This window comes from Halalkalibacterium halodurans (assembly GCF_004376175.1).
Classification (GTDB): domain Bacteria; phylum Bacillota; class Bacilli; order Bacillales; family Bacillaceae_D; genus Halalkalibacterium; species Halalkalibacterium halodurans.
Genome location: NZ_SNUY01000066.1, coordinates 1 through 20,867 on the forward strand (window position 1 = coordinate 1; position 20,867 = coordinate 20,867).

Consider the following 20,867-nt stretch of genomic DNA (forward strand, 5'->3'; position numbering starts at 1 on the left):
GCACAGCATTTCTTCGCAGAGAACCACATATCGTTTGACGTAAAACAGGTCATCGGGCTAACAAATGAAGACGATGTCTCTAGAGAGTATCGACCTCTCAAGCAAATCATCGAGAGACTAAATCGCACGTTTAAAGGGAATTATCGATCGACGCACGGCTTTGGTTCTGAACAAGGATCTGTTTCTTTTGTGACATTGTTTGTGGCTTACTTTAACTTCTTACGTCCACATTCTTCACTCGAAGGGAAAGTGCCAGTAACAATTCCAGAATTAGAAAAGCTACCAACCATGCCAGCGAGGTGGACAGCCCTTATTGGATTAGCTCAAGACTGGATTCAACAACAGTCAGCCTAACTTTTGTTTAGCTGAGCCCTATTCAGCTATCGGCGAAGCGAACTCTTGACAAACCGAACTTGCCAATGGTTTAAAATGGAAAAAGTCAAGGGTTTATTTAGCATGCCTTCTTTTGTTCCCTTCGCCCTTGATTGACCTCTGAATAAACCATTGGTGTGTTTGTCAAGAGCGATAGCGTGGCATTTCCACCTAATAAATGGTAGGTAGTATGAACCGTGCTAGTTTTTCATAGAACTTTTGACACTACCTGGGATTGTCAAATCCAAGCTCGACTTAAATGGAAAGATAAAAGACTGAGAGAGAAGGACAACATGTCAAAATAATCGTAAAAGAAGTCAAGATAGTGGCAACAAGAGGGAGGGGAATATGCAATAATGAAAGCGCCAACATATAAAGTCTGAAAAATCTGAATAAAAGGAAGGGAGAGTGAGACATGAGCAAGATTCAAAGTTTAGCTGGGATGCTCCTTTTTGTCGTCATGGTCGCGACATTGCTTGCCTTCAGTTCACAACTGGCGGTGGCAGAAAACGGAACGAGTGCCGGCCTCATTCTTCACTATGACATGACCAACATCGAGGGAACGAAGGTGATCGACAGTACGGGTCGTTTTGAAGGAACGCTCGTCAATCCTGAAAATGCTGAGTTCATTCAAGGGACTGATGTTGGGGTGATTCGTTTTAAGGGAGGGAATTCGAACGCTTACATTGACCTACCAGAAGGGGTGCTAAATGGCTTGGAAAGTGTGACTGTTTCCTCTTTAGTTCATTGGAATGGGGAACGAGAGGCGGAATGGATTTTTGCGCTAGGGCAGGACGACAATCGCTATCTTTTTGTCACTCCGAGGCGTAATTCCGGTGATCGTTCAGCGCGCGTCGGGCTAGGAATCACCGGCTGGAGAAATGAAGCGGGGGCCAATGCGACTACGGGAGCGCTACAGGCAAATGAATGGAAATTGGTGACTGCGGTTCTGTCAGGTTCCGAACAAACGTTAACATTGTACATCGATGGAGAGCAAGTCGGGACAGGCTCGACGAATGGGTATACGTTAGAGCAGATCCGCAATGTGAACGGTCGAAGTGGTTATATTGGGCGTTCATTCTATGGGGCAGATCCTTTTTTTGGTGGGATGATTGCTAGTTTTGAAGTGTATAGTAGGGCCTTAACGGCAACGGATGTAAGCGCATTAAACGAGAAGGCAGATGAGAAAATAGCGAAAATGGACGACCTCCTTTTGCAACATGCAGCAAGTCAGCTAGACTACAGCACCTTTTTAAATCAAAACGCGGATAAAGATGAAGTCACAACCGATCTAAGCTTGCCTAAGCAAGGGGCTCACGGCACAACGATTACGTGGGAATCTCACAACGAAAGCATCATTTCAAATGAAGGGAAGGTGACGAGGCCGTCCTATGAAGATGGGGATCAAACGGTGAAGATGACAGCGAAAATCACCGATGGGGTGAGCACTGTAACGAAGGAGTTTACGGTCATTGTCTTGAAGCGGCCTCATGATGCGGTTGCAGTCACATTAGATGCACAAGCATTGATCGTGTACAACATCCACGATGTTCGCGGGAATTTAACGTTACCGACAAAAGGAGAACACGGTTCAACGATCACGTGGACATCAAGTAATCCGCAGGTGGTGACAGCGACAGGAGAAGTGACCCGGCCTGAAAATGGTGCTGGTGATACAATGGTGAAGCTCACCGCTACCCTCACATTAAATGAGGAAACGGTGACGAAGGCCTTTTTAGCCCATATGAAGGAGCTACCGGAGCAGGTAGACTTTGCTGGCTATTTGTTCAGCTATTTTACGGGTGAAGGGTTCGCCAACGGGGAGCAAATATATTTTGCTTTAAGTGAAGGAAACAACCCGCTCAAATGGAGAGAGCTAAACAATGGTAATCCAGCCATTACGTCCGATTTAGGGGAAAAAGGGTTAAGGGATCCGTTTATTATTCGCTCTCCTGAAGGGGACAAATTTTATATGATCGCGACAGACTTAAAGATCCACGGTAATGGAAACTGGGATCGGGCCCAGCGTTTCGGCAGTCGAGCGATTATGGTGTGGGAATCGGATGATTTAGTGCATTGGTCTGAGCAGCGAATGGTCGAAGTGGCGCCGCCAGAGGCTGGAAACACGTGGGCACCGGAAGCCTTTTATGATCATACGACAGGTGAATATGTTGTCTTTTGGGCATCGAAGCTCTATGACAATGAGGAGCATAGCGGCTCGACCTATAACCGCATGATGTATAGCACGACGAGAGATTTTTATACATTTTCAGAACCGAAAGTGTATATTGACTACGGGTATTCCGTCATTGATACGACGATGATCGCCCATAACGATCGAATTTATCGCTTCTCCAAGGACGAGCGAAGCAATACGCCGTCTACTCCTAACGGCAAATTCATTTTCCAAGAGGTCGGGAATTCAGTGCTTGACTCTGATTTTACGCTCATTAAAGAAGGGATTGGCAAAGGGTCCATTAGTGCAGGAGAAGGGGCGACGATCTTCAAATCGAATACGGAAGAAAAATGGTACATGTTCATTGATGAGTTTGGAGGAAGAGGCTATATTCCGTTTGAAACGACCGACTTAGATTCAGGAGAGTGGACGGTCTCTGCTAGCTTTGAATTGCCATCCCGTCCGCGCCACGGAACGGTTCTCCCGGTAACACAAGCCGAGCACGATGCTTTGACGACCAAGGTTCCGACGGTTTCCGTGCCGCCAGCCGTGCAAAAGCCAACTGGTGTCACCCTTGATCAAGAATCGTTGCGGTTAACGGTCGGGAGTACGGCGCAACTAACGGCAACCGTCACGCCTCATGAGGCGGTGAATCAAGACGTTGTTTGGTCAAGTAATCACGAACAAGTAGCCATTGTTGATGAAGAGGGGAAGGTGACGGCCGTAGGTAAAGGAAAGGCAAGGATTACTGTCACAACGGTGGATGGAGGGCTCATTGCCATCAGCGAGGTGACCGTTGAAGAGGAGGAAGGGCCTACACCAACAGTTGATTTCGATCATCTCATTCAGCTGACAGAATCGTACGTGACGAACAAGGAAGTGACGGACGCGCTCATTCGCAAGCTTCAAGCAGCAAAAAAATCGGCAGCGAAAGGTCAGCAAAAAGCAGTCATTGGGCAATTAAGAGCCTATGAAAATCAACTGAACGGGCAAACAGGTAAGTCGATCAGGAAGGAAGACGCGCAACGGTTAATCTCGTTAGCCAATCAATTAAGATAGTGGAAAAGCTAGTTTCTAGGTTAAAGCCTCGGAAGCTAGCTTTTTCTACTTTAAGAAAATGTCGAAAAGATGAAAGGGTAAAAAAAATCGCAAATGTTGTCAAGATAATGGCATAAAAAAGGTTGAGAGTATGCAATAATGAAAGCGCTAACAATATTTAGTCTGAAAAGTCAGATAACACGAAGGCGAAGGTTAGACCTGAAAAGGGGAGCCCCCGATTTCAGCTAACATAAACAACAAAAAGTGGAACATAACAGAGCGAAGAAGGTCAGGTTGGGCAACGGAAGACAACACAATGAAGGAATTTGCTGACCATCCTCTATTGGAAGGGAGGGACAGATTGTTTTGCTATTTAGCTATCACAAATCGTTCGACCGATAATCAGAGGAAGGAGAATTTCATGGGAACGAAAAAAAAGATGAAAGTTGCAATTGGATGGATGTGTATTATTTGCCTGCTTTTCAGCTCTATTCCGTTTATACCAACTAGCGAAACGAAGGCGGAAGCTGCGACAAAAACGATTACCATTGATGGAAACAAGGTGGATCCCTACAACCGATTTAAAGGCTTTGGAACCGTATCAGCAAACAATACGACTCGTTTATTGCTAGATTACAAAGAAGAGCATCCAGAAAAATATTGGGAGATTATGAATCAGTTGTTTAATAAAGAGACGGGGGCTGGGCTCACACACGTCAAAGTAGAGCTTGGGGCCGATGTTGACTCCTCTTCTGGAACGGAACCGGCCACGATGCGCTATGCTGATGAACCAGCAAATGTGCTCAGAGGGGCTGGATTCCAATTCGCGGCAGATGCGAAATCCATCAACCCGAATATTACGACGGAAATTTTGCGCTGGGGTGAACCTCGTTGGACTTGGAATGGGGCGGCCAATAAAGAGTATGAAAATCGCTACCAATGGTATAAACAAACAATCGATGCTGTTTATGAAGAGTATGGCTTTCAATTGGACTATATCGGAATCTCGCAAAACGAAAGAGCGATCAACAATAATGGGCGAAATGAAGTCGAATGGCTGAAATATTTTACATCAAGAATAAAAGAGGAGCCCAATTATGAAGCAGACTATCAGGATATTAAACTAGTAGCCGCTGATGGCTATCGCGATACGGCCACCATCAGCCGGACCTTACTCGACAATCCAGACTTAATCGATGAAATCGACGTCATTAGTTCCCACTACGGGTTGACTGGATCGAATGAACTGGCTCAATTGCAAGAGAAGCTGATCGAAGATGGAAAAAAACCGAAGGAAATTTGGGTATCTGAAGGAATTGCGCCGATGATCAATGCTCGCTATCGGCTAAATATGGAGCCTCACTATAACGGGTTAGGGGGACGAGCAGGAATCATTGATGTCACGTCACGGATCATTTCCGTCTATTCTTGGACAGGAGCAGGGAATTTGCCGCTTCAAGCCGTGTCATTTGATTTTCAACCATCGGTTGCTGCGTTTTACGAAGGGTCTAACTACAATCCGAAACACCTCATTAGCGCATCCGACCCGTGGTCTGGCTTTTATGAAATGGACGGCGGGGTTCAAGGGGTCCGTCATGTTATGAATTTTGTCGGCTACGATGACCGGACGACACCGGAAAATGAGCGTTGGATGTATGTAAAGGATGCCACGTATAGCGATGGGAATTTCTTTGACGGTGGTGTCGATGTTGATACGAGTACGCATAACTACATGACTTTAAAAGACCCTGAAACGGATGACTACACGACGGTTTTTGCCAACAATACAAAACAGACACGGACGTACAAAATCGAGGCAAAAAACTTGAGTGGAAAAGAGAATGCATCCGTGTATGTTTGGGAAACTCGTGGGCCATATGCAGGACAAGCCTATGATGCGAACTGGTTTAAACAGATTAATGTCATCACACCTACGGAAGGTGAGTACGAAATTGAAGTCAAGCCGTACTCGATTGTCACGATAACGACGTTAGATAAAAAAGCGGAAATCGACGGCTTTGAATATGAATCACAGCCGGTAGATCTTACAAAAGATACGATCATGCCATTGCCGTATACGGATGATTTTGAGTATGATCGCTATCCTGTCGATGAAAAAGGTAGAGATTACGTGGATCGTCGCGGAGGCACCCCGCGGTATACGACGGATCAGCGTGGTGCATTTGAAGTCGTGAAGGAAGCAACCAAGCCTGTCACGAAAGGAAGTGCGGAACGTACGAAGCGGGAAATACCGAATGCAGACGCTCACGGAAACATGCTTCAGCAAAAAATCACCCCTGACATCATCGGGGCTGAATGGGCTGTCTGGGGAGGGATCGATGGGGCCGAGTCAAACAGTAATCCATATACGACAATCGGTGATTTCCGTTGGGTCAACTATAAAGTGTCGTACGACTTTTTGTTTGATACGTATACTCCTGAAGTAAGCGGTCGAGCCAATTACGCACTGATTGGCGTTCGTCAAGTGAAGGCTGGCGGCGTCGATTCCAGCGCGCCGTATAATGCTCGCATCTATACAGACGGAACATATGAAATTCTCAGGTTCGGAAACGTGGTGGAAAAGGGGACGGTTGAAGATTTCGATCAAGAGGTTTGGCATAACCTTGCGTTTGAAGCAAAAGAGAACGTGTTTACCCTTTACCTTAACGGCGAAGAAATAGCTTCTTATACGGATAAGGATGCAACCGTCATGTCTGGGCGAGTCGTGTTAGGTTCAGGTTATTATGAAACGCTGTTTGACAATGTGAAAGTGGAACCAATTGAGGGCTATACGTATGAATCAGATAAATTTGATAATGCCCGAGGGAAAACTTACGATTCTGAAGAAGAAGCGTTAAACAACATCGATGCCAACAATCCGATCGGCTATGTTGGGAAGTGGAGTTATACGCAAGCAGGATATGCCCACTTCAATCGTACACTGATGACCGCAGCGACAGATGTCCCTGTGTGGAACGGGGTCACGGTAGGCCATCGGGATTCAACAACGGAACAAGGAACGTTAAATAAAGTGTTCTACAATGGAAGTTGGTCTTCAAACAGTGCGAATGCGTGGGGATCTAACGGGGCTTCCTTTGAAATTACTTTTAAAGGGACAGAGATTCGGCTGTACGGTGTGACCAACCCATCGAACGGAACCGCGGACGTCTATTTAAATGGCGAGTTGGTCGGCGAAGCAAACTACTTCAACAATAGCGAAATCACGCAAATGGTCTGGTCGCAAGATAACCTCGAAGACAAAGAGCATACCGTGAAGGTTGTCGCGAAAGAGCGGTTTACGAGCTTTAGCCGAGCAGAAATCACCACAACCGACTCTGTATTAGCTGTGAAAAAACTAGGGCCGAACGAGATTGTCAAAGTATCAGATGAGGCAGACATCGGCACAGAAGAAAATACTGTCTACGCGTTTCGGAAAAATACGTCCTGGGGATCAAATAACACTAATGCGTGGGCCAACTTTGATGATGATCCGTACATTCTCATTCACTTTACGGGAACAGGCATTGATTACCTTGCAGGAACGGGAGAACAGACGCTGTACAAATTCGAGTTGGATGGTGAAGACGTCGGTAACTTTGGTGTCGATCCTAGCACCGGCATCAGGTATTCCGTTCGAGATCTTGAGGAAGGTCCACATACGTTAAAAGTATCTTTAGGAGAGAATGAACGAAAAGAAACGTTTATGGACTATCGCGGCGTCAATATTTATAGCACCCCTCAAGCCGACAAACCGACAAGCACGATGATCTTCCAGTTTGAAGGAACAGGATTTAATTTATTCGGAGCCACTCCAGATGCGCTCATCGACGTCTATATCGACGGAGAACTAGTCGACGAAAATCATCGAGTTCATGCCAAAGGTGACAGGCAAACCTCATACCACATAAGAGGGCTAGACGATACGAAGCATCTAGCCAAAATTGACATCAAAGGCGGCACCTTTGTGTTCGATGGTCTAGACGTCATCAAAGGCTCATCGAAAAAGGAACAGGAGGATGTGAAGGGAAAGCTTCAACAGTTATACGAGGCCAATCAAGGCAAAGACAAAAAAGCCTACACGAAAGAAAGCTGGAAGGTGTTCCACAAAGCGATGCAACATGCGAAGGCGGTGTTGAAAAATCCGAATAGCTCAGTGGATAAACTAGCAGCCGCCCTGACAGCTCTGCAGGAAGCAGTCGAAGGGTTGGAAGAAAAATAACTTGAAAGAAGCAACCTATTCCTTGATGGAGTAGGTTGTTTCTTTTTCTAGCTTTTTGAAATCTTTCATCTCCTGAATCTAATTTGATTCCGCACTTTTTTGTATAAACATGCTAAACTTTTACTCTAGACGCTAGAGACAGCAATCAACAAATGGATAGAGGGGATTTCATGAAGATACATCCAAAAGCTTTTCTTTGCAACGGGATGGACTGTGTCATACGATCGGCAACTGAGGATGATGCGAGAAATTTATCGGAAGTAAGGCTGCAAATCGATGGCGAAACGGAATATTTAGATCGAGAACAGGGCGAGGCGTTTTTAGATGAATCGGCCTTTAAACAGATTATCAGAAAGGATACGGAAAATAGCTATCATTTGTTTTTAGTAGCAGAAGTGGATAAGCGAATTGTCGGCTTCTCTCGCTGCGAAGGAAACAAACTGAAACGGTTGGCTCACAAAGTCGAATTTGGCGTTTGTGTGTTAAAAGAATGGTGGGGATATGGGATCGGAAAGCACCTTTTGGCCGAATCCATCCATTGGGCCGACACAAGTGGAATCAAGAAAATGAATTTAAGTGTGCTTGAAACTAATGGCAAGGCAATTAAACGATATGAACAATTTGGATTTGAAGTGGAAGGGGTGTTACAAAAGGACAAACGACTTTCAGACGGAACATACTACAATACCGTTTTGATGGGAAGGTTTAAGGAGTAGAGGTTCATACATAAAAGATGTTTTTCTGAGCGAGTGAAAATGCAACGTATTAACGTCACCTTTATTTATGACCATTTAATGGTGCTAAATGTGGTAAAATTTGATATAAAGGGACGTCAACTATTTTGGAGGTATGCATGAATATCGGTGCCGAGTATTTAAACGTCGTGATTGAGAGATTTGAAAGTGTTAAACGACTAGGTGATCGAACATTAAGTCAATTATCAAATGAGGACATCCATTGGTCCCATCACGATGAGTCCAATAGTGTGGCGATCATTGTCAAGCATATGAGTGGCAATATGATTTCCAGATGGACTGATTTTTTAACGACCGACGGAGAGAAAGAATCTCGCAATCGTGACGAAGAATTTACCGACGATATCACTTCTAAAGCAGAACTAATGGCGATCTGGGAAAAAGGGTGGTCTGCACTCATGAAGGCGCTCGGTGAACTACAGCCTGACGATTTACTGAAGACGGTAACGATTCGCGGGGAAAAACATCTAGTCCTAGCAGCCATTGAACGGCAGGTGGCCCATTATGCTTATCATGTCGGACAGATCGTATATATTGGAAAGGAACGAAAACATACAGATTGGGAAAGCCTCAGCATTCCAAAAGGGCAATCCGAGACCTACTTACAGCAAATGCTAAATAAACATAGGTCAGATAATGAAAAGTGAACAGGGGAATTCGTTGAGGCAAGTTCGTATGAAGGAAGTGTTGCTATGAAGTTCACGACGAATGACGGATTACAGCTTGTTTACGACCGTCATGGAAAGGGAGCACCTTGTCTTTATTTACACGGCGGACCGGGCTATTGGAGTAAGTCATTTCAACAGTGCACACAAAGGCTTTTAGAAGAGAAACTAGAAATGATTTATTTGGATCAGCGTGGCTGTGGACGCTCGGATCATTGCCCAAACAAAAACTATTCGTTGCAGCGGCTCATTGATGATGTGGAGCAATTGAGGCATAGGTTGGGAATCGATGAATGGTATGTGATGGGGCACTCATTTGGAGGAATCCTTGCTGTCCATTACGCTCACCGTTTTCCCGATAGAACAAAAGGGCTGATCCTGGTCAATGCATCGTTACACATGTTAGATTCCCTTCGTCATCAGTTAACAAAAGGTGCAACGATTTTAGGAAGACCAGAAAAGGAACACACTACAAATGATCTTGATTTGATCATGAAAGACTATTTGGCGATGGTACAGACTTTGTTAAAAAACGACACGTATTTCACCTTTCAGTTTGTCGACATCACCCAGAAAAAACGAATGGATGAGGTGGATCGGGATGGATTGAATAGTGACGTCGCCTTTCAACGGTATGTTTTTTCCTCACTTGACTACTTTCAAGATTTTACTCCATTAACGGCAAAGATTATGAAACCGACACTGGTTATCGCTGGAGCATATGACCATGCGATTGGCCCGAAACATCATCAGCGGTTCAAATTTGAACATTCTGATGTCCGCGTATTAAAAAGCGCACACCATCCTTATCTTGAACATCCAAGCGAATTTCAACAGGCGGTCTTAGACTTTATTGACTAGCTCCATTCAAATGAATGGGCTTTTTTGTCATGAAGCAAGAACAAAAATCTTTTGACACATGAAGTGGTCTCGTTTAAAATTGAAAATAGTAATTATTACGATTTACAAAAAGGATTTTAGGAGGCCCATATGAGTCAAACGATTCCGGTCACGGTTTTAAGTGGATATCTTGGATCAGGGAAAACAACGTTGCTTAATCATCTATTGAAAAATCGCCAAGGGTTAAAAATTGCGGTAATTGTCAATGACATGAGTGAAGTGAACATTGACGCCGAATTGGTGAAGCAGGGCGGTGAATTGTCTAGGACGGAAGAGAAATTAGTTGAGATGTCCAATGGCTGTATTTGCTGCACATTACGTGAGGATTTGTTAATTGAAGTCGAGAAGCTAGCACGTGCGGGAAATATTGATTATATCGTCATTGAATCGACCGGCATTAGCGAGCCGATCCCTGTGGCACAAACATTTTCCTACATTGACGAGGAACTTAACATTGATTTAACGAAGTTTTGCCGCTTGGATACGATGGTGACGGTTGTGGATGCGAATCGTTTTTGGCATGATTTTCGCTCAGGTGACAGCCTGCTTGATCGAAAGGAGGCGCTCGGTGAGGAAGATGAGCGGGAGATTGCCGATTTGCTTATTGATCAAATCGAGTTTTGCGATGTGCTGCTGTTAAACAAGTGTGATCTTGTGGAAGAAGCGGAGCTTGAGAAACTAGAAAGCGTGCTCAAAACTTTACAGCCAAAAGCGAAAATCATTCGCACGATTAACGCGGAGGTTGACCCGAAAGAGATATTACATACGGGGCGATTTAACTTTGAAGAGGCGAGCAACTCTGCCGGTTGGATCCGAGAGCTTACAGCTGGACACGCGCAGCATACACCGGAAACGGAGGAATATGGGATTTCGTCGTTCGTCTATACGAGACGGGAGCCGTTCCATTCAGAACGCTTCAACCACTGGATTCATTCGATGCCTGAAAATATCGTTCGAGCTAAAGGGATTGCATGGTGCGCCACGCGAAACAACTTGGCGCTTTTACTCTCACAGGCGGGACCGTCTGTAACCATCGAGCCTGTTTCATTTTGGGTTGCCAGCCTTCCAGAGGCAGAGAAGCAGCACATTTTACGAGAAAATCCCCACTTGCTAGAGGCTTGGGATGAAACGTACGGAGATCGTCATACTAAATTAGTGTTTATTGGAACCGACTTAAACCCGGAAGAGATTACACGTGAATTAGATCACTGTCTGTTAACAGACGGAGAGTTTTCGTCGGATTGGGAGCAGCTAGAAGACCCATTCAAGTGGAATTTGCAAAGAGCGTAGACGGCTCCTCTAAAAAAGATAGAGCTCAACTTTGATTGGGTTCTATCTTTCATTGTTTATAAATAAGGATAATTACGATTTATGAAACGTAACAATAAAAGAGTACACATTTGGAGGGAGATCAAATGGTGAAAGTACCGGTATTTATCTTAAGTGGTTTTTTAGGAAGCGGGAAAACAACGTTACTGGAACGGCTGTTAGTTGAAAGTGAAAAGAGAAAACTAAAATCTGCGGTGTTAATGAATGAGATGGGAAAAACCGATACAGATGGCCAGATGATTTCAGAGAAAAGTCATCAGGTCGAAAAGTTATTAGATGGTTGTATGTGCTGCAATAAAAAAAGTGAAGTGGTTAACTGCATGGAAACGTTGTTAGCGCGAAAGCCTGACGTGCTTTTTATTGAGCTAACAGGTGTAGCCAACCCTGAAGAAGTAGTCGACTCGTTGACAGAGCCTCAGATCATTGATCGAGTGTACGTGAAGAAGATAATTACATTAATCGATGCGGAGAATATTCTTGCTTATAACAGTTTGTTTGACTCCGATCGAGAGCTTGTAAAAACAACGAGACGGCAAGTGGAGGTAGGGGATTTCCTCATAGTTAATAAAATCGACTTAGTGTCAGATTCAAAAAAAGCGAAAATCGAAAAATTCATTAAACGGCTCAATCCTGTTGCCAAGACCGTATTTTCTACGTACAGCAAGGTGGAGTTAGATTCACTTTTTAATACGGCACCATCCTCGATCGAGCACAACCGTATGAGACTCAAAACGAATGATCATCATCATTCGTTTTCAAGAGTGAAAAGCATCACCTTATCCCTCTCCACACAAACAAGAAAGAAGGACATTGAAAGGTTTTTGAAAAAGTGGAAACCCCGACTACTGAGGGCTAAAGGGTATGTTCATTTTGAGAATGGTACGTATTTGATGCAGCAGGCCATGAAGCGGGTTCAATGGTCACGTGCCCTTTTTCATGGCGAGCCGTACATTGTCTTAATCGGAATCGACTTACACGAGCATGAGATCAAAGAAGATTGGGCGCAGCTTGTGGAGAAAGCAACGGTTGGATAGACGAAGTAGCTGCCTTATGCGGCTGCTTTTTTTTGATGACTTCATTTTTTTCTAAATCATAATAATTCTGATTTACTGTTTGTCCGCATAGAGATGAAATAACCTACGTGCGGAGAGAAGGGAACTGGATGGATACGAAACAGGATTATACGGGAGTTGTAGGTTTTCTGTTGCTTGGGCTAGCGGCGATCGTGATGGTCTTTCATAAGCAGTTCACGCTCCATCAGCTCATCTTGCCTGAATCGCTATTAACGTTCAATGTGATTTTTTTAAGTATTTTTATCGAAGCGATTCCGTTTGTGTTAATCGGTGTATTGATTGCTGGAATCATTCAAGTGTTTGTTACCGAAGCTCATCTTAAACGATTCATTCCGCAACATCCGTTCTTGGCGGTCATTTCCAGCTGTTTCATTGGAGCGCTGTTTCCGGCGTGTGAATGCGGGATTGTTCCGATCGTGCGTCGCTTAATCGCAAAGGGAGTTCCCCTTTACGCCGGAGTAGGGTTTCTCCTGACAGGTCCTTTGATTAATCCGATCGTGCTGTTTTCCACCTATGTGGCGTTTGGAGGAAGTCTACCGATGGCCTTTTTACGTATGTCGCTCGGGCTCGTCATCGCCATCATTGTCGCTGGGCTGATTGCGAGTGTTTTTAGGCGAAATCAGCTAAAGCGGACAAGAGAAGATGTCACACGTGGTGAAACTGCTGGATCGAAGCCTCCGTTAGGCGAAAGGTTTAACGCGATGTTTCGACATTCAATTGATGAATTTTTTGACATGGGAAAGTTTTTAATGATCGGTGCACTGTTAGCTGCATTCGTTCAAACCTATGTTTCAACTAGCTCTCTCCTCGGACTTAGTGAAGGGATCGTTACGTCTACGCTCATCATGATGGGACTTGCTTACCTTCTTTCTTTATGTTCAGAGGCGGATGCCTTTATTGCGGCTTCCTTTCATCATGTGTTCCCGCAAACCTCGCTCCTTGGATTTTTAATTTACGGCCCAATGTTAGATTTGAAAAATACGATCATGATGCTGGCGGTCTTTAAGTTTCGATTTGTCATGGTGCTAATGGTGATGATCACAGGCACCGTTGCGGGGATTTTGCTACTAATGCATCCATGGATTGACTAGGAGGGCAGACGATGATGTACATACGCACAAACCAATTGCTGAAAGCGGTCATCTTATTGCTGTTTGCGGTGTTTCTCTTCCTGTTGCATGAGACGGGAGAGATCGCTCGGTTTATCAACCCCCAATACGTGCACCTCAGTCAAATTGCGTCGATCCTCTTCTTGTTTTTATTTTTCATCCAAGTGCCGAGAATGTTCACGAATTCAGAGGACGACCTTTGCGGGTGTGGCCTTTGGGGCTGTAGTCATGGAGAAGAAGGACGTTTTGCTATGAAGCATGTTATTTCCTATGGACTCATCAGCTTGCCACTAATGATCGGCTTTCTGTTCCCATTTAAAGATTTTGGAGCGGCTGAAGCGCTAAAACGAGGGGTTCAGTATCAAGTATCCCAACACGAAGCACGCGATGAAGCCTCTTTAGAGAAAAATGTGCAAGAGCTGCTGGAGCAGTCTGCTTTGATATTACACCGTGACAATTTCGTTAGCTCATTGCGGGCGCTAACGACATACCCTACGCGCTTTGTTGGCAAACCAATTTTGCTAGAAGGGTTTATTATAGAGGACTGTCAGGATGAAAAGGTGACGGTCATTACACGATTTCTCGTCACCCATTGTGTCGCGGACAGCCATGCGGCAGGATTCATCCTTGAGCATGAGGATTCATTAGGGGGAAGAGAGGATCAATGGCTTCAAGTAATGGGTGTGTTAGATGTCAAAATAGAGACTCGGAAATTAAATAGCTAATTCTGGGTCTTTTGGGGGATGAAAGCGAGATTCAAGAGGACCAATTGGAATTTTCAACGTCATTTTCAAAAAAGTGCATGTTAAATAAACCACAAGCAGTGGATTTTTTAAAAAATGTATTTTAAGATGTTGATGATGGCTTTATAGGGAGAGCAGAGATTTAATTATGGGATCTATAGTTGAGAAATGATTCTTTTCTGCTTCCTTCATCCAGGCATCGGCATGTTGGCACATGCCGATGATGTAACTTCGAATATTCCAATGTCTAGAACTACGACCTCTTGAATCCTCTAAACGATAATCAATTTTTTGTCGTTTGATACAACGCTCGACCCCAGTACGTAAAGCATAACGCTTATACCATTCCTTACTATCACGTTTTACTCTAGGAAAAAGACGAGGGTTATCCTTCGTCGATGTATAAAAGGTCCGTCCATAAGCAGATTCTGAACAAGGTGTGGGACATGTCCATTTTCCAACGACAGCTGGACAGCGCCATTTACGGCGATATCGTTTCTTATCGACTCCCCAATCGAGCATTTTTCTACCGATGGGACAGATTGGAACGCCGTCTAAGTTAATGTCCATTTCATTGTAGATGAACTGTTTTGAACGCCTTGGATTGAGGTCAATGATGGCAGAAACATCATGGTGTTCTAACATTTCATAGATCGGATAAGCATCCAGAGCTGAGTCTAGGATGACTTCACCAAACGTCCAATCGGGATACCAATGTTTGAGTTCATGGAAGGTACTGACAAACAAGACAGAGTCATGTTTACTGGCACGATACATCCTAGGATAAATCGGTAAATCATAAGGACTATCCGAAGCAGCTACCATGAAAAGACTTCTACCATAATAGTACTTTTCACGAGAACTATCCCAACCGTAATCAGCATCAGGGTCTGAAAACTGCCGTTGACATTGGCATTTCCAATTACCTTGTTTACGGCAGTCACAAAGGAACTTACCATAAGGCCGACCACCTGTTATCACGGGAGATCCGTCAGCCATCATGCTTAGTGATTGGGTGTTCCCTACTAATCCTTTCGATGCGGATGGATGAACGAATAAAGACTGAAAAAGGATTTGGAGCTGGTCGTGGGCCTTGGCTGTATATCGAACTTTCTTGTTTTTTAAGGCACGCTTCACTAACTTTTGAACAATTTTCGGATTTTTCGGTTCAAGTTTCTGATTCTTTTTTCCTTTCTTTTTTGCCTTCTTTAATTTTCGCTTCTTCCGATTGGATAGATGTGGAGAAGGAGCTAACCAAAGGCGATTGAAAAAGTCATAAAAGGTTCCTACTCCAGGAACATTATCCGGAGTAAAGCCACTAAGAATAGCCCAAATGGGAGTTGTTTTTAAGGTGAACACCCATTGATCTACACTGGTAACCTTTTGATCATGCATAAGCATTAAACTACGAAGCATATCACAAGGATTACGGGGTTTTCTTCCTCTGGGATTCGAGGAATAGCGATGTTTCAGGAGAGTGCCAGCATCGGTTAGATCAACCAAAGAACACCAAACGATAGGTTTGGAGTAAAAATCCGTTAAAAAAGTTTTGTCATCGAATTGTAGATCTAGCTGTTCAACAACAAAGTTAAGATAAGATTCATGTGTACGAATGTTAGTAAGCATAATTATTCCCCCATTTCAAGTGATGAAAAAACCTTTCACTTAATTATTTGAGGAACAAATGTTTGTCAAGAGGAAAGTTTGTTCGCACTCCTGTTTTGGGGGTGAAGCAATAAAAAAGCCCTAGTCAAAAGACTAGAGCTGGTGCGGAAAATTAATTTCCGAGTAGCTATTCAAACAACATGGAGGGGTTTTATTACCTGTCATCCGCGTCATCGAGTGGGAGGAAATTGAACCTCCCGCAAACCCATACGTCTATCCTTAACCAAAGGCGATTCGATCATGGTTTGGTTGTAGGCACTCATGAAGGAGACGACTAAGTGCGTCACGATCTAGCTCAAAACCAATAAACAATAACTCTGTTTGAACGTCACGGTTCTCCATTAGATCTGTGGTCGTTGTGTCAACTTGAATATGGGCACCTACTTGAGAAATGGAGTGAAGCTCACCTGTTTGCGGGTTATAGCAACGCCCCTTCATGCGAAAAATGTCGTTCGGAAGATGCTCGAAAAATCGCTCCAACTGGTGAATGCCAACAGGCTGTGAGCTTTGATAGAAAAACGTATCAACCCCGTAGTTGTGGATCACTTTTACATGTTGTCGTGAAGCGACAAGGTTCCGCTGTTCCACATAAAGAGACGCATAGCCGTTCTTGTCAAAGGTTGTATGCCCCTTTTGGCAACGTTGAATGGCTTCGTGCAAATCACATAGCAACGCTCGTGGCTGGAGCACGCGTAAAAAGGCTGTAAGTTCACCGAGGCGCTCAGAGGAAAGCCCATACTGGTGATAAAGACAAAGGGTGTCCGCTAACTCTAGCTGAAGGATGAGCGCTTCCCCTAACGTTTGAGTGAAATCTTGGTCAGCGGTGATAATCTCGTGTTCTGAGAAGTAAGAAAACCAAAACGCTTTAGCATCCAATACATGAATATGGGATGCAATGAACCAGTGATGATCTGAAGTGAATTGCTCTAAAAGGCTGTCGATGGATGAGAAAGGAGAAACATCTAAAAGAATCTCATCTGTGCTACGGTTTTGGTGCTCTTTAGCTAATAACGACATCAAATCAGCTTCGGTTGTCGCTTCCACATGATGGATCGCCTCGCCAATAAAGCTCGTGACCGGAAAAGGATCCTCACCATTTAATGTAAGCTTCATAGCTTTGGGGTGAAAGCGAATGATCTTTACGTGGTTTTGTCGGTTTTCTTGATAGCTTTTCATCAACTCTCTCTTCCCGTTTTCCGAGAAGCCTGAGATCACTGTGAGTGGCTTTTGTCTATTCAACCTCGACACCCCTTGTCTAATTCATTACCAGCTTGATTTTTTCACGCCAGGAATTTGCCCTTTATGTGCAAGCTCGCGAAACGCAATCCGTGACAGCTTGAACTTGCGTAAGACGCCCCGTGGTCTGCCGGTCATTTCGCATCGTCTCGTTAACCGAGTAGGGGAGGAGTCTCGAGGAAGCTTTCGGAGTGCTTCGTAGTCACCTTTTTCTTTTAACTCTTTTCTTAATTCTGCATAACGAGCGACGAGCTCCTGACGTTTTTTTTCCTTTGCGACTTTTGATTTCTTCGCCATAACGTTTACCACCTTTCTTTTGAAAATCAAAATCATTACGATTTATATCATAGTAGAAATAGCGTCCGAAGTAAAGGGCTGTGACGAAATCAATCGTAATCGTTACGGTTTGTTAGCCAAACTTAGTTGCTTAAGGCGATAATCACTCAGCGACAACAGAAAAAAGAGCTAATGAATCGAGCGAAACCTCTCTGAGATTTCTCAGAGAGGTTGAACCATTTAGAAGAAAGCCTATCCTACCGAAATTGATTATGTGTAGGCTCGAACAAAGCTTCGTTCGTATTTCTGACGATTGAAAAGTGGTCTACATTGTAATGGCCGTGGAGGGCTTCGTTATGATGAAGAATGATTTGTTTAGCAGACAACGTTTTTGAATCAGTAGTAGAATGTCCATCTCCAACTAATGTGACATCAACATGACGGACGGTGGCCGTTCTGACGGCAGTATCGATACAATGTTCTGTTTTACAACCCATCATCACAAGGTGTTGGATGTTGTTTTCCGTTAAATATGTGTCTAGTGGTGTACCGTAAAAACAATTGGTGGCGGATTTATTAAAAATAACCGCTGATGGGGGCACCTTAATGTCTTTGTGAATGTCGAATCCAGGCCCTTCTCCATTGGCAACATCTACATCTCTTATAAAAACAATAGCGGCGTTTTCAGTATTCGCTTTTTCAATGACCGTATTGATGTTTGCTACGAGACGTTCTTTCTCAAAAACGGGTGGAACTTCTTTAGAACCTTCGATTAATTCCTGCTGGGCGTCAATAATGATGAGGGCTTGTTTCAACTAATCTCCTCCTGAAATTTACTATGATTCAAGTATACTGCAAATTTTTAGTAAGTGACTAAATTTCTTTTAAGAGAGTAGCGGCGGGTTGTTCCTACCTATTGTAAATTTGACAAATTTAGAAACTCCTTTAGATTTCACGTCCTTTTCACAACTTTTGTTTACACTGACTTCGGAAAACAGAAAGGAGAAGGAGTGGACATGGTGGGAGCGGCAAACGAGAGGGTGAAAACAAAGGAGGCCGAGCAGGGAAAGCGAGCGCGATACCGAGTCGTATGGCGGTGGCATTTTTATGCAGGCCTCATATTTTCACCGTTTTTGATCATTTTTGCGATTAGTGGGGGCGTCTATCTTTTTAAACCACAAATTGAAGCGTCCTTGTACCAAGAGTTGTACTACGTTCAGGAAATAAAGGAAGCTACGTTAACCCCGTCTGCCTTAGTGGCACGAGCGAAGGAAGCGTTTCCTGAGTCGCCTGTAAGCTCGGTACGATTTTACGACGATCCTCAGCGGACGACGGAGATCAGCATGATGAAGGATGGGGAACGGATTTCCGTTTATGTAAATCCTTACAATGGGGAAGTTCAAGGCTCTCTCGTGAACAGTGAAAAGCTAACAGAAATCTTTAAAAAGATTCATAGTGAATTGTGGGTTGGCGGTACGTTTGCGAACAGGCTTGTCGAGCTTGCAGCCTGTTGGGCGGTGATCTTATTACTTACTGGACTTTATATTTGGTGGCCGAGAAGCAGAACGTCCATTTTGGGGACCATCCTTCCGCGATTCAAGAAAAAAGGACGGGTCTTTTGGCGTGACATGCACGCGGTGCCGGCGTTCTGGTTATCCTTGTTCATCTTCATTTTAATTGCAACAGGTCTCCCTTGGACAGGAGTAATGGGGGAGCAAATCAATCGTATCGCTACTTCAACGAATACGGGGTATCCCCCGTATGCACTTAGTTTTAGGGACAAGCCGGAGTCGACTGTTAAAACAAAAGAAGTGGCAGACGATGTTCCGTGGGCAACTGAACAATTAACGGTTCCTACCTCCTCAGGAGGACAAGTCCCGATTTCTCTTGAAGATGTGACGTACCTTGCAGAGACAAGAGAAGTGAACAAACCATATACGATTTCGATGCCGGAAGGGGACACGGGTGTCTATACGATCGCCAGCTCCCATACGAAACCTGGGGATAATGCTACCATCCATGTGGATCAGTATAGTGGGGCGATTTTAAGTGATGTGCGTTTCCATGATTACGGGATGATGGCGAAAGGGATTACGATCGGAATCGCTCTTCACGAAGGACGATTGTTCGGCTTGCCCAATCAAATTCTTGGTTTGATCACCTGCCTAGGTTTGATCGGGTTAATTGTTAGCTCGTGGGTGATGTGGAAAAAGCGAAAGCCTCAACGGTCATTAGGGGCACCTACTCAAGTGAAGGATCGAAAGGTTTCGCGAACGGTTTTTGTCATCATGATGGTCATGGGAATCATCATGCCTCTCGTCGGGCTCTCAATTATTTTCATTTATTTCTTGGATCGCTTTGTTTTATCTAAAATGAAGCGACTGCAAGCGTGGTATTCATAATTGGAGGAGGAATGAATGTGAGACAGGCACGTTTCTATTATATTTTCGTCATTTTACTGGTGGTTGTGGCAGGATGTACAGCCAATACCGATCCGGCAGAACTGTCACAAGACAGAATGGAGGTCATTGACGTAGCGTTTGCGATTTCGGATGAGCTAAAACCAAACACTCTCCATGAGTTGGCGATTCACGTCACACAAGGAGACGAGAATGTGACAGATGCGACAGACATTCAATTTGAAATTTGGCAAGGCCACGATCGGGAGCAAGGAGAGCTTATCGAAGCAAGCCATGTGGAAGACGGGATCTATATAAATTGAATTAAAGGGTTACAATCACTCTCTGTCGAAGTATAAGCGTAACACTTATCAATGAATGGAGAGAAACCCAATGACTGATTCACGTCAACATGAAATTCAAACCCTGCTTGCATTAATGAAAACAACTAAAGATAAACGAATGTATGAACGTTATCAAGCCATCTATTTATATTTACAAGCCTATTCTAAAAAAGAGATTACTACCATGATCGGACGTTCCGAAAAAACCATCTATAATTATGTGAATGCCTATGAAGAAAAAGGGTTAGATGGTTTAACGATAGGACAATCACCGGGAGCCCCCCGTAAATTAACACCTGAACAAGAGCATGAATTAGCTCAAGTTATCGCAACCAAACTTCCAGTTGATGTTGGTTTTCCAGCTAAGCATAATTGGACTCTGAAGATCATTGCTTCGTTTATAGAGAAAGAATGGAACAAAAAGTATACTCTTCGTGGTGTCTCACGGCTTTTACACGATTTAGGTCTTAGTTATACGAAACCTACTTATACGCTAGCAAAAGCTGACCGAGTGAAACAAAAAGAGTTTATGGAAGAGACCTTTCCTACCTATAAAAAAAACTTTTAA

At 44.0% G+C, this 20,867-nt stretch carries 16 protein-coding genes and 1 pseudogene; 13 read left to right on the forward strand and 4 right to left on the reverse strand.

Going from position 1 to position 20,867, the window contains the following annotated elements; genetic code table 11:
* The 10 genes from E2L07_RS16980 to E2L07_RS17025 all read left to right on the forward strand — a co-directional run.
* Nucleotides 1-354: integrase core domain-containing protein (locus tag E2L07_RS16980; RefSeq protein WP_134228631.1), on the forward strand; the 354-nt coding region annotated here is incomplete at its 5' end.
* Between the two features lie 433 nt (nucleotides 355-787).
* Entirely contained in the window at nucleotides 788-3,607 is a 2,820-nt protein-coding gene (locus E2L07_RS16985) for an immunoglobulin-like domain-containing protein (RefSeq protein WP_134230148.1), read from the forward strand.
* 400 nt (nucleotides 3,608-4,007) lie between these two features.
* Entirely contained in the window at nucleotides 4,008-7,805 is a 3,798-nt protein-coding gene (locus E2L07_RS16990; RefSeq protein WP_053431820.1) for an FIVAR domain-containing protein, read from the forward strand.
* 170 nt (nucleotides 7,806-7,975) lie between these two features.
* Nucleotides 7,976-8,521, forward strand: a complete 546-nt coding sequence (locus E2L07_RS16995; RefSeq protein WP_134230149.1) for a GNAT family N-acetyltransferase — start codon at nucleotides 7,976-7,978, stop codon at nucleotides 8,519-8,521.
* Between the two features lie 137 nt (nucleotides 8,522-8,658).
* A complete protein-coding gene (locus E2L07_RS17000; protein WP_134230150.1) occupies nucleotides 8,659-9,207 on the forward strand; it encodes a DUF1572 domain-containing protein in 549 nt (182 codons plus the stop codon).
* 45 nt (nucleotides 9,208-9,252) lie between these two features.
* Complete coding sequence (locus tag E2L07_RS17005; protein ID WP_134230151.1) at nucleotides 9,253-10,086, forward strand: alpha/beta fold hydrolase; 834 nt, start codon at nucleotides 9,253-9,255, stop codon at nucleotides 10,084-10,086.
* A 129-nt stretch (nucleotides 10,087-10,215) separates the two neighbouring features.
* Nucleotides 10,216-11,415: a GTP-binding protein gene (locus E2L07_RS17010; protein ID WP_134230152.1), complete on the forward strand. Its 1,200-nt coding sequence runs from the start codon at nucleotides 10,216-10,218 to the stop codon at nucleotides 11,413-11,415.
* A gap of 125 nt (nucleotides 11,416-11,540) precedes the next feature.
* The gene (locus E2L07_RS17015) at nucleotides 11,541-12,488 is read left to right on the forward strand and encodes a CobW family GTP-binding protein (RefSeq protein ID WP_243854983.1); all 948 of its coding nucleotides are present in this window, start codon (nucleotides 11,541-11,543) and stop codon (nucleotides 12,486-12,488) included.
* A gap of 128 nt (nucleotides 12,489-12,616) precedes the next feature.
* Nucleotides 12,617-13,618: a permease gene (locus E2L07_RS17020; RefSeq protein WP_134230153.1), complete on the forward strand. Its 1,002-nt coding sequence runs from the start codon at nucleotides 12,617-12,619 to the stop codon at nucleotides 13,616-13,618.
* Between the two features lie 11 nt (nucleotides 13,619-13,629).
* Entirely contained in the window at nucleotides 13,630-14,361 is a 732-nt protein-coding gene (locus E2L07_RS17025; RefSeq protein ID WP_134230154.1) for a TIGR03943 family putative permease subunit, read from the forward strand.
* A gap of 141 nt (nucleotides 14,362-14,502) precedes the next feature.
* On the opposite strand, the gene E2L07_RS17030 is transcribed toward E2L07_RS17025, so the two are convergent.
* From E2L07_RS17030 to E2L07_RS17045, 4 genes are all read right to left on the reverse strand, one after another.
* Nucleotides 14,503-16,005, reverse strand: coding sequence for a transposase (locus E2L07_RS17030; RefSeq protein WP_134230155.1), 1,503 nt, complete (start codon nucleotides 16,003-16,005; stop codon nucleotides 14,503-14,505).
* A gap of 258 nt (nucleotides 16,006-16,263) precedes the next feature.
* Nucleotides 16,264-17,283 carry a GTP-binding protein gene (locus E2L07_RS17035; RefSeq protein WP_134230156.1) on the reverse strand — a complete coding sequence of 340 codons (1,020 nt, stop codon included), beginning with the start codon at nucleotides 17,281-17,283 and terminating at the stop codon, nucleotides 16,264-16,266.
* Nucleotides 17,284-17,307: 24 nt separating this feature from the next.
* Nucleotides 17,308-17,577, reverse strand: a complete 270-nt coding sequence (gene rpsN, locus E2L07_RS17040; protein ID WP_053431812.1) for a 30S ribosomal protein S14 — start codon at nucleotides 17,575-17,577, stop codon at nucleotides 17,308-17,310.
* 236 nt (nucleotides 17,578-17,813) lie between these two features.
* Nucleotides 17,814-18,371 (reverse strand): isochorismatase family protein, encoded by a 558-nt coding sequence (locus tag E2L07_RS17045; protein WP_134230157.1) that lies wholly within the window; start codon nucleotides 18,369-18,371, stop codon nucleotides 17,814-17,816.
* Nucleotides 18,372-18,572: 201 nt separating this feature from the next.
* On the opposite strand from E2L07_RS17045, the gene E2L07_RS17050 reads away from it, so the two are divergent.
* The 3 genes and pseudogenes from E2L07_RS17050 to E2L07_RS21320 form a co-directional block, all read left to right on the forward strand.
* Nucleotides 18,573-19,958, forward strand: a complete 1,386-nt coding sequence (locus E2L07_RS17050; RefSeq protein ID WP_134230158.1) for a PepSY-associated TM helix domain-containing protein — start codon at nucleotides 18,573-18,575, stop codon at nucleotides 19,956-19,958.
* A gap of 17 nt (nucleotides 19,959-19,975) precedes the next feature.
* Nucleotides 19,976-20,278 carry a FixH family protein gene (locus tag E2L07_RS17055; RefSeq protein ID WP_166740111.1) on the forward strand — a complete coding sequence of 101 codons (303 nt, stop codon included), beginning with the start codon at nucleotides 19,976-19,978 and terminating at the stop codon, nucleotides 20,276-20,278.
* A gap of 70 nt (nucleotides 20,279-20,348) precedes the next feature.
* Nucleotides 20,349-20,867 (forward strand): annotated as a pseudogene (locus E2L07_RS21320) (IS630 family transposase); the annotation flags it as partial.

Coding starts and splice junctions, on each gene's coding strand:
- E2L07_RS16985 (WP_134230148.1), top strand. CDS start 788: ATGAGCAAGATTCAAAGTTTAGCTGGGATGCTCCTTTTTGTCGTCATG.
- E2L07_RS16990 (WP_053431820.1), top strand. CDS start 4,008: ATGGGAACGAAAAAAAAGATGAAAGTTGCAATTGGATGGATGTGTATT.
- E2L07_RS16995 (WP_134230149.1), top strand. CDS start 7,976: ATGAAGATACATCCAAAAGCTTTTCTTTGCAACGGGATGGACTGTGTC.
- E2L07_RS17000 (WP_134230150.1), top strand. CDS start 8,659: ATGAATATCGGTGCCGAGTATTTAAACGTCGTGATTGAGAGATTTGAA.
- E2L07_RS17005 (WP_134230151.1), top strand. CDS start 9,253: ATGAAGTTCACGACGAATGACGGATTACAGCTTGTTTACGACCGTCAT.
- E2L07_RS17010 (WP_134230152.1), top strand. CDS start 10,216: ATGAGTCAAACGATTCCGGTCACGGTTTTAAGTGGATATCTTGGATCA.
- E2L07_RS17015 (WP_243854983.1), top strand. CDS start 11,541: ATGGTGAAAGTACCGGTATTTATCTTAAGTGGTTTTTTAGGAAGCGGG.
- E2L07_RS17020 (WP_134230153.1), top strand. CDS start 12,617: ATGGATACGAAACAGGATTATACGGGAGTTGTAGGTTTTCTGTTGCTT.
- E2L07_RS17025 (WP_134230154.1), top strand. CDS start 13,630: ATGATGTACATACGCACAAACCAATTGCTGAAAGCGGTCATCTTATTG.
- E2L07_RS17030 (WP_134230155.1), bottom strand. CDS start 16,005: ATGCTTACTAACATTCGTACACATGAATCTTATCTTAACTTTGTTGTT.
- rpsN (WP_053431812.1), bottom strand. CDS start 17,577: ATGGCGAAGAAATCAAAAGTCGCAAAGGAAAAAAAACGTCAGGAGCTC.
- E2L07_RS17050 (WP_134230158.1), top strand. CDS start 18,573: ATGGTGGGAGCGGCAAACGAGAGGGTGAAAACAAAGGAGGCCGAGCAG.